At 41.4% G+C, this 9,059-nt stretch carries 10 protein-coding genes; 2 read left to right on the top strand and 8 right to left on the bottom strand.

The window, feature by feature from the left end:
* Nucleotides 1-81: 81 nt before the first annotated feature.
* From KX723_RS04880 to ssb, 3 genes are all read right to left on the bottom strand, one after another.
* On the bottom strand, nucleotides 82-411 hold the full coding sequence (locus KX723_RS04880; protein WP_218813316.1) for a BON domain-containing protein: 330 nt from the start codon (nucleotides 409-411) through the stop codon (nucleotides 82-84).
* A 318-nt stretch (nucleotides 412-729) separates the two neighbouring features.
* Complete coding sequence (locus KX723_RS04875) at nucleotides 730-900, bottom strand: hypothetical protein (protein ID WP_218813315.1); 171 nt, start codon at nucleotides 898-900, stop codon at nucleotides 730-732.
* A gap of 125 nt (nucleotides 901-1,025) precedes the next feature.
* Complete coding sequence (gene ssb, locus KX723_RS04870) at nucleotides 1,026-1,499, bottom strand: single-stranded DNA-binding protein (RefSeq protein WP_218813314.1); 474 nt, start codon at nucleotides 1,497-1,499, stop codon at nucleotides 1,026-1,028.
* A 172-nt stretch (nucleotides 1,500-1,671) separates the two neighbouring features.
* On the opposite strand from ssb, the gene uvrA reads away from it, so the two are divergent.
* Both uvrA and KX723_RS04860 read left to right on the top strand, forming a co-directional pair.
* Complete coding sequence (uvrA, locus tag KX723_RS04865; protein WP_218813313.1) at nucleotides 1,672-4,551, top strand: excinuclease ABC subunit UvrA; 2,880 nt, start codon at nucleotides 1,672-1,674, stop codon at nucleotides 4,549-4,551.
* A 44-nt stretch (nucleotides 4,552-4,595) separates the two neighbouring features.
* On the top strand, nucleotides 4,596-4,766 hold the full coding sequence (locus KX723_RS04860; protein WP_218813312.1) for a hypothetical protein: 171 nt from the start codon (nucleotides 4,596-4,598) through the stop codon (nucleotides 4,764-4,766).
* A 163-nt stretch (nucleotides 4,767-4,929) separates the two neighbouring features.
* Here KX723_RS04860 and KX723_RS04855 read toward each other — a convergent pair whose 3' ends face one another.
* From KX723_RS04855 to KX723_RS04835, 5 genes are all read right to left on the bottom strand, one after another.
* Entirely contained in the window at nucleotides 4,930-5,688 is a 759-nt protein-coding gene (locus tag KX723_RS04855; RefSeq protein ID WP_218813311.1) for an outer membrane beta-barrel protein, read from the bottom strand.
* A 189-nt stretch (nucleotides 5,689-5,877) separates the two neighbouring features.
* On the bottom strand, nucleotides 5,878-6,447 hold the full coding sequence (locus KX723_RS04850) for a porin family protein (protein WP_218813310.1): 570 nt from the start codon (nucleotides 6,445-6,447) through the stop codon (nucleotides 5,878-5,880).
* Between the two features lie 336 nt (nucleotides 6,448-6,783).
* Complete coding sequence (locus KX723_RS04845; protein WP_218813309.1) at nucleotides 6,784-7,524, bottom strand: porin family protein; 741 nt, start codon at nucleotides 7,522-7,524, stop codon at nucleotides 6,784-6,786.
* Nucleotides 7,525-7,652: 128 nt separating this feature from the next.
* The gene (locus tag KX723_RS04840) at nucleotides 7,653-8,288 is read right to left on the bottom strand and encodes an outer membrane beta-barrel protein (protein WP_218813308.1); all 636 of its coding nucleotides are present in this window, start codon (nucleotides 8,286-8,288) and stop codon (nucleotides 7,653-7,655) included.
* A gap of 73 nt (nucleotides 8,289-8,361) precedes the next feature.
* Complete coding sequence (locus KX723_RS04835; RefSeq protein WP_218813307.1) at nucleotides 8,362-8,955, bottom strand: outer membrane beta-barrel protein; 594 nt, start codon at nucleotides 8,953-8,955, stop codon at nucleotides 8,362-8,364.
* Nucleotides 8,956-9,059: the final 104 nt, after the last annotated feature.

Raw genomic sequence — 9,059 nt, 5'->3', positions numbered from 1 at the left:
CGTTTTTATAATCAATAAAATAGCCTGTCACCCCACATGAAAGTGGGGTGACAGGTTTAAGTCTATACGCCGATTAATTTCTTACTTTGGCATTTTTTTAACAATTAAGGCATTGTTTACATTCGTAACGCCTTCAACTTGTTTTGCGAGCTTGGTTGCTTGTAGTTTTTCAGCGTCTGTATCAACAAACCCCGTTAGCTTGACTTGGCCTTTGTAGCTCATAACAGAAATAGCTAAGCTTTTAAGATCGGCATCAGCCAATAACTTTGATTTAACTTTCAGTGTTATTACACTGTTATCAACATATTGACCCGTGGATTCTTGTGGTAGTATTTTATGATTACCCATAGCCATTGGGCCAACAATAGGTAATGCGATTAAGCTTAAAATAATAAGTAATTTTGCTTTCATAATAATGAATACTCCTATTTAAAAATAGAAACCTTAGTTTTCGACTATTTTTTTACGGTTTTGTATCAAAATAGATGACTAAATAACCAAATAAGTAGTAATACGGCAATAGGGATGCCCAATAACCAAGCAATTAAATATTTCATCGTTTTTTATCTCATATTGATGATCTTGCAGAGAAAAAAGCCTCTCTATCCAAAGAGTAGCCAAGTCATTCAATAAATCAAGTTTAAGGATAGGTAGCCAAGTGAGTCGCTATGCTCCCGAAGAATTTCGGCCATCGTGTCCCCGAAATTCGTTCGCATGACGCGACTGAAATTAGGCCGCGATACGTCCTGCGTCCGGCACGCACTCACTACTTCGGAGTTCATGCCCGTGCCTCCCACAAATGACTTTACGGCGTGATGCGTTTCCTGCTTCGCCCGTCAACGCACGCCTATCGCGGGCTCTTCGACTTCGCATTGCTTTCACAATGCTTTCCTGTCTCATCGTTGGACCGGCGTGCTTAAAATTTGCGCTATAGCTAACAAAATTTAGCTAAGCAAGGTGGTCCAGCCGAAGGACAGGAGCGCGTGTCGTTGTTTGCCTTTTAGACAACTCTAGTCGCATCCCTATTAAAAAGGAATATCATCGTCAGCAAATTCACTGACCATTTCGGTTGACTTGTTCGTTCCGCGTGCAGGCTGCGGCGATGCTGAGAAATTATTATTCTGTTGTGTAAACGCAGGGGTGTCGGATGCTTGAGCACCTCGACTATCGAGCATTTGTAGTTCATTTGCCACAATTTCAGTGGTGTACCGATCTTGACCGGTTGTTTTATCTTGCCATTTTCGAGTTTGCAAGCGTCCTTCAATATAGACTTTAGAGCCTTTTTTCAGATATTCACCGACAATTTCAGCGAGTCGCTGAAAGAGAACGACACGATGCCACTCGGTACGATCATGTTGTTCACCGGTTTGTTTATCTTTCCAGGTTTCACTGGTTGCAATATTAATGGTTGCTACAGCACCACCACTTGGCATATGGCGAATTTCAGGATCCGCACCTAGATTACCTATCAATATTACTTTATTAATGCCTCTAGCCATTAGGGTACTCCGACAAAATCGATACTAAATACAAATTCTAATTCTTGTGAGTAAAAAAAGAAAGCTAAAACTAGGGTTTTTATAAGAGGTTTCTTTTCGCAATGTTCGGGGTTATAGTGCGAGGTTTGTTAGATCATTGACTCGTTTATTCTAAAATTTAACGTAGAGCTCTATGGATATTATTCAAATTCGCGGCGCGCGTACGCATAATCTAAAAAATATCGATTTAGATATACCCCGCGGACAATTGGTTGTCATGACAGGCTTATCCGGTTCGGGTAAATCTTCTTTGGCGTTTGATACGCTCTATGCGGAAGGGCAACGTCGCTATGTAGAGTCTTTATCGTCCTACGCACGCCAATTTCTTTCGATGATGGAAAAGCCCGATGTGGATCACATTGAAGGACTTTCTCCAGCGATTGCGATTGATCAAAAATCGACCTCACATAACCCACGTTCCACGGTGGGAACGGTCACCGAAATCTATGACTACTTACGTGTTTTATTTGCCAGAGTAGGGGAGCCACGTTGTCCTATTCATGGTACTAGCTTAGCGGCACAAAGTGTCAGTCAAATGGTAGACACCTTGATGGCTTTGCCGAACGAGACCGGGCTTTCCATCTTAGCGCCGTTAGTTCGAGGGCGAAAAGGCGAATATAAACAATTGTTTGATCACTTGCGTAGTCAAGGTTATCTGCGCGTACGTATTGATGGGCAACTCCAAGAATTAGATCAACTTTCTTCTTTAAACGCTAAACAAAAACATACGATTGAAGTGGTGGTAGATAGAGGCATTAAAATAAAACCTGAAAATCGATTGCGTTTAAGTGAATCCTTGGCAACCGCCGCTTCACTCAGTGAAGGTTTGGTGATGGTGGTAGTACAACCGGATTCAGCCAATAAAAAAGCGCAGGAATTAGTTTTCTCCGAACGATTTGCTTGTACCGAATGTGGTTATAGTATCAGTGAGTTAGAGCCGCGTTTATTTTCATTTAATAATCCAGCCGGCGCTTGTCCACAATGTGACGGTATTGGCCATGAACAAATTTTTGATCCCGAAAAAATATTATCGCATCCTGAAAAAACCTTAGCTAAAGGTGCTATACAGGGTTGGAATGCACACAATCCCTATTATTTTTCGCTATTAAGCGCTTTAGCCAAGCACTACGACTTTTCTTTGGATAAACCCTTTAATAAGTTGCCAAAAAACATTCAAAAGATGATTTTAGAAGGTAGCGGAGAAGAGGAAATTAATTTCCAGTACAAAACTGAAAAAGGACATACCTATAGTAAAAAGAAAGCATTTGAAGGCGTTATTCCAATGATACAACGCCGTTATCAGGAGACTGAATCACAAATGGTGAGAGACGAACTCGCGCGTTATTTGGTATTAAAACCTTGTTCGGCCTGTGGTGGTACTCGTTTAAAAGAAGCTGCACGTAACGTTTTTGTAGCCGATAAATCCATTGCACAGTGGGCTGCCTTACCGATTGATCAACTCCGCGCTCGTTTTGAAAAATTAAGCTTATCCGGACAACGTGCTGAAATTGCCAAAGGTTTAAAAAAGGAAATCATTGATCGTTTAAAATTTTTAATTGATGTGGGCTTAAATTATTTATCATTAGATCGTAGCGCCGATACCTTATCGGGCGGTGAATCACAACGTATTCGACTGGCGAGTCAAATTGGTTCGGGTTTAGTAGGGGTGATGTATATTTTGGATGAACCTTCGATTGGCTTGCATCAACGAGACAATGAACGCTTACTCAACACCTTATTACATTTACGCGATTTAGGTAATACCGTTATCGTGGTAGAGCACGATGAAGAGGCGATACGGCACGCTGATTATGTGGTTGATATGGGCCCCGGTGCTGGCGTACACGGCGGGCAGGTGATTGCACAAGGTTCACCGGCCGCGATTATGCGTAACCCGGACTCCTTAACCGGAAAGTATCTCTCAGGTGAGCGCCAGATCAATCCACCTAAAAAGCGTCATAAACCGAATTCAAAGCATGTACTGAAGTTGATAGGGGCTTCTGGGAATAATTTAAAAAATCTGGATGTTACGATTCCTTTGGGTCTGATGACCTGTATTACCGGCGTTTCGGGTTCAGGTAAATCCACCTTAATCAATGACACGCTTTATCCCATCACCGCAAGAGCATTAAATAATGCCACGCTGATTCAGCCTGCGCCTTATACGGAAATTACCGGTTTAGAACAGCTGGATAAGGTGATTGATATTGATCAAAGCCCCATTGGACGTACCCCTCGTTCCAATCCAGCCACGTATATTGGGCTGTTTACACCCATACGCGAATTGTTTGCCGCTACCCCAGAATCACGTTCACGCGGTTATAAACCAGGGCGATTTAGCTTTAATGTCAAAGGCGGGCGCTGCGAAGCTTGTGAAGGCGACGGTGTACTGAAGGTTGAGATGCATTTTCTGGCTGATATCTATGTGCAATGTGATGTGTGTAAGGGCAAACGTTATAATCGAGAAACCTTAGAGATACAGTATAAAGGTAAAAGCATTCATGAAATTCTAGAAATGACCGTGGAAGATGCGGCAGTTTTCTTTAAGCCTGTTCCGGTACTGGCTAGAAAGCTACAAATGCTGGTTGAAGTCGGTCTTTCTTATATTCGTCTCGGTCAAAGTGCACCCACACTCTCCGGTGGTGAAGCGCAGCGGATTAAACTGGCAAAAGAACTCAGTAAACGTGATACCGGTCAAACGCTTTATATTCTTGATGAGCCCACCACGGGTTTACATTTTTACGATATTGAGCAGTTATTAAAGGTTTTATATCGTTTACGTGATCATGGTAATACCGTGGTCATCATCGAGCATAATCTGGATGTCATTAAAACAGCAGATTGGATTATTGATTTAGGCCCTGAAGGTGGAAATAAGGGTGGGGAAATTGTTTGTGAAGGCACACCAGAGCAAGTGGCTAAGAATCCTGCGTCTTATACTGGGAAATTTTTAAAACCCTTACTGGGAAAACAAAGCGGATTGTCAGCCGAGAAAAATGGCCGTCACGGCTAGGTGCATTGTCATTGCGAGCGCCGCAGGCGCGCGGCAATCCAACGATGAGACAGGAAAGCATTGTGAAAGCAATGCGAAGTCGAAGAGCCCGCGATAGGCGTGCGTTGACGGGCGAAGCAGGAAACGCATCACGCCGTAAAGTCATTTGTGCGAGGCACGGGCATGAACTCCGAAGGAGTGAGTGCGTGCCGGACGCAGGACGTATCGCGGCCTAATTTCAGTCGCGTCATGCGAACGAATTTCGGGGACACCATGGCCGAAATTCTTCGGGAGCATAGCGACTCACTTGGCAAAGGATAATTATTATCAAATAAAAAAGCCAGGGTGAACCGGGCTTTTTAGATCTTAGAGTTAAGATCAGATGAGTAGACTCATCGATTAACCGAAGTGGTAACCAAGACCCACAGCAACAAAATCAATGTTACCGGGACGGTTTTTACCAACGGGTTGGATATGCGTCCAAGAAGTATCAACCGATACATTTGGCGTAATGTCATAGCTCACACCCACAGCCGCTTCAGGCGCCCATATGTGTTTAGCTACGTCACCAGGAACTAATGTCATGGATGATGGAATAGGAAAATTAGCAGGTTTATTTTTAGCATCTGTCACGGAAATAGAGTTAGCTTCTACTGTCGTGGTTAAATAAGCTACACCCAGCTTACCATAGACATTAAAATTGCTTGCAATCGGTAAAATACCTTTTGCAGCCACGTCAATAGCATTCTGATTGAGTTTTAATTTTCCATTAACATTTACGGTGTTATTATACTCAGGGTCAATATTGGTATCGGTTATAGCATAATTTGCATTCGTTTTTCCGCCATGTAATTGCATATAACCTAATTCAACTGCAAAATTTTGGCTGAATTGATAGCCCAAGGCTAAACGGCCGGCTAATCCATTATCAGAAACTTTATTCGCGCCTAAGCTTTGTACAGAGAGTGTATCCTGATCATCGCTAAACGGAGATACTATATTGTTAATATCATTAGCAATATTTAGTTTATTACCCATATGGGCATTGGCATAACCGAGCTGGCCAGAAACATACACGCCAGGGGTTGCTGCATTAGCGGCCATAACACCCAGTGCAGAAACACCAAGTACGGCTGTTGTGATGATTTTCTTAAGCATTTTTATTGTTCTCCAAAAGAGCTTAATTAGTTAAGTTGAGCATTATTTAGACTAAAACACGGATTGTCAATCAATCTACTAAATTAGTAAAAATATTGTTATCTAAAAAATTGATTAAGTTTAATAAAAAAAGCCCGGATAAACCGGGCTTTTTAACGCTCAAACTTTGGTCAGATTAAGAATAATCGATTAACCGAAGTTATAACCTACACCGACGGCAACAAAGTCAATGTTACCAGGGCGGTTCTTACCACCGATAGGCTGGATATGTGTCCAAGAGGTATCAACTGAAACGTTTGGTGTAATGTCGTAGCTCACACCAACAGCCGCTTCAGGCGCCCATTTGTACTTATTAACAGCCGATACGGAATCATCATCCGATTTAACGGTTGTGGTTAAATAAGCTACGCCCACTTTTCCATAGACATTTAGATTATTAGCAATCGGTAAAATACCTTTTGCAGCTAAATCAATGGCATGTTGGCTAAGCTTAGGATTTAGATCGGTATTTACTTTTTTACTACGTAATTGTAAATAACCTGCTTCAACCGCTAAATTTTGGTTTAGTTGGTAACCAACGGCCAAACGACCTGCGATACCATTGTTAGACAATTTGTCTACATTGGTTTTAGGTCCCATGTGCGTGTCAGCGTAACCGAGTTGACCAGTAATATACGGGCCAGGAGCAGCGGCATTGGCAGTCATAACGCTAAGCGCAGAGACAGCAAGTACAGCCGTTGTGATTACTTTTTTAAGCATTTATTATTCTCTCCTAAGAGGTTAACTAGTTAAACGAGCCTCTATTTAAACGTTCGCTCAACTTGTTGTCAAGTTATGTCAAGAGATAATAACTTTTATCAAATTAATCTATTACTAATTATTAATGTAAGTAAAAGTGCATATACTTTTTAAAAATAATTAAACTAACGGTAAAAATAAGTGTTTTAATCAAACCTTAAGTAAAGGAGTTGGTTAAAAAATGTACTGTTATCCAATGAAGGGTAAAGTGTAAAGGTAAAGCTAACATTACCAAAAAATGAACTGATAAAACAAAAAACCCCTTATACAAGGGGTTTTTTTTAACACGATAACGAACTAACCAAAAGTGTATCCTACACCGACAGCTAGAAAGTTAATGTTACCCGGACGATTGTTTCCTACTGGGTGGATGTGGGTGAAGGAAGTATCAACGTTAATATTTTGTGTAACGTCATAGCTCATACCTACAGCCACTTCAGGCGCCCATTTGTGTTTGGCAATACCTAGGGCATCGTTAGTATTAAAGGAGTTATTACCATCATTTGTTTGTAAACGGGTTGTTAAGTAAGCAACACCGGCTTTACCATAAACATTAACATTATGCGTTACAGGTAATATGCCTTTTCCAGCAATATCAAGCGCATATTGGTTACTAGAAACAGTTGCTGCGTCAAGCTTGGTTTTGCCATCTTGTAATTGCAAAAAACCAACTTCCATGGCAACGTTTGGGGTGATTTTATAACCCAGCGCTACACGACCGGCAATACCATTATTATCAAGCATTCTTTGCTGTACGTTAGATTTTAAGCCGGTATCAGCGTAACCAATTTGACCTGTTACATACACGCCGGCAGGAACTTGGCTAGCACGTTGTACAGAAATGGTTTGAAACTGACCGTTGCTGTCTTTCGCTTCTACAACAACAGGCTTAGCTTTGCGCTTTGCAGGTGCTACTTGAGCAGGCTTGTTGTTCTTTTTCGCGTTTTGAGCGGTATCTGAAACAGTTGCAGCGTTAGCGTTTACGAGCGCTAAAGCGGAAACACTGAATAGACTAATAGTGATGATTTTCTTAAACATTGTTATTATTTTCTCCTGGAGAGATTTTCTTGTTAGAAGCTGTATTTAATCGTCTGGCGTTGACATTGTCAATTTTTACAGCAAATTATTAGGCTCATCCATTCATTAGAAACAAAAATCTGTCTGGTTTAGCCAAAATAATAAGAAACACCCAGTGCATAAAAGTCACTGCTAGGCGCGTGATTGCCACCACCTATTTTTTGAATACGATTCCAGGAAAATTCAACTGGTACATTAGGTTTTAATGCATAACTGATACCTAAACCAATGGTAGGTTCTAATGTATTCGTGTAACTATGGCTAGTGGAAGTATATGATCCATTCGTAGTTGCATAACCTTGAGAATTAGCTTTGACATAAGCAACACCTAGTTTTCCGTACGCACTCAGTTCCTTGGTCAGTGGCAATATCGCTTTCCCGGTTAAATCAAATGCTCTTTCTTGAGCGGATGCCGTGGCAAGATAATTTGTACCACCCGTTGCGGTGATTTCGCTGTTGCTAAAACGACGGTAACCGACTTCAACGGCTAAATTTTTATTCAGCTGATAGCCAAAACTAAGCCTATAAGCGGCCGCCCAGTTATTTAAATCCGGTAAGGCAACCGAGGAAACACCATTGTTGATGGTTACCAAATTACTGGTATTAATATGCGTATTACCATATCCCAGTTGTGCGCCGGCATAAAATCCATCCATTTCTGCCCGTGCGGATTGTGTGATACAGATACCTATGAGCAAGGCGGCAGTAGAAATTTTTTTTAGCACAGGGGACTCCTAAAGCTTAGAATTATAAATATACAGCAGAATATATTAACGTATTTTGTTGCTGCTTTGTTTACTAACCAAAATAATAAGCCACGCCCACAGAATAAAAATCAGCGCTAGGGGTAGAATTACTTCCACCTACACTTTGGAAGCGTGTCCATGCTAAATCAATTAATACATTGGGTGTAATGTCATAACTGAGACCTAAACCAAAAGCAGGATCCCAGCCATCTGAATAACCTAAATACGATATCCCATTCACGATACCAGAGCCATCTGCTTTAACGTACGCTAAACCCATTTTTGCATAAATATTAAAATTATTAGAAAGTGGCAATAGCGGTTTTGCCATAAAATCAAGCGCGTTCTCACTTAACGAGATATTTTGACCAGAAACACCACCTACACCTGAAAAATCTATATCCGAAAAGCGCGTATAACCAATTTCCAACGCTAAATTTTGGTTGAATTGATAACCACCCGCAATACGGCCAGTAAATACGACTTTACTATCAATAGAAAGTGCCGCTGCATCGGACGCTTCCGCATGCGTATTACCCGAGCCGATTTGACCTAAAATATAAAATCCAGGGATAGTGGCATTCGCTAACGCCGGAAGGGCACTAAAAAAAACAAATAAGCTCTTTAGCCAAAATTTTTTACACATCGAGCACTCCTTGCTAATATGTTGCAACATTGTACTCTTTGCACTTGGATTTTCGGCTGTGTTCCCGCTCAATTCGCAATCCTCATGTATGTCATATACACTGC

Source organism: Rickettsiella endosymbiont of Dermanyssus gallinae, from assembly GCF_019285595.1.
Lineage (GTDB): Bacteria > Pseudomonadota > Gammaproteobacteria > Diplorickettsiales > Diplorickettsiaceae > Rickettsiella_B.
The sequence above is the reverse complement of the archived record's forward strand: the minus strand, read 5'-3'. Positions and strand labels throughout refer to the sequence as shown.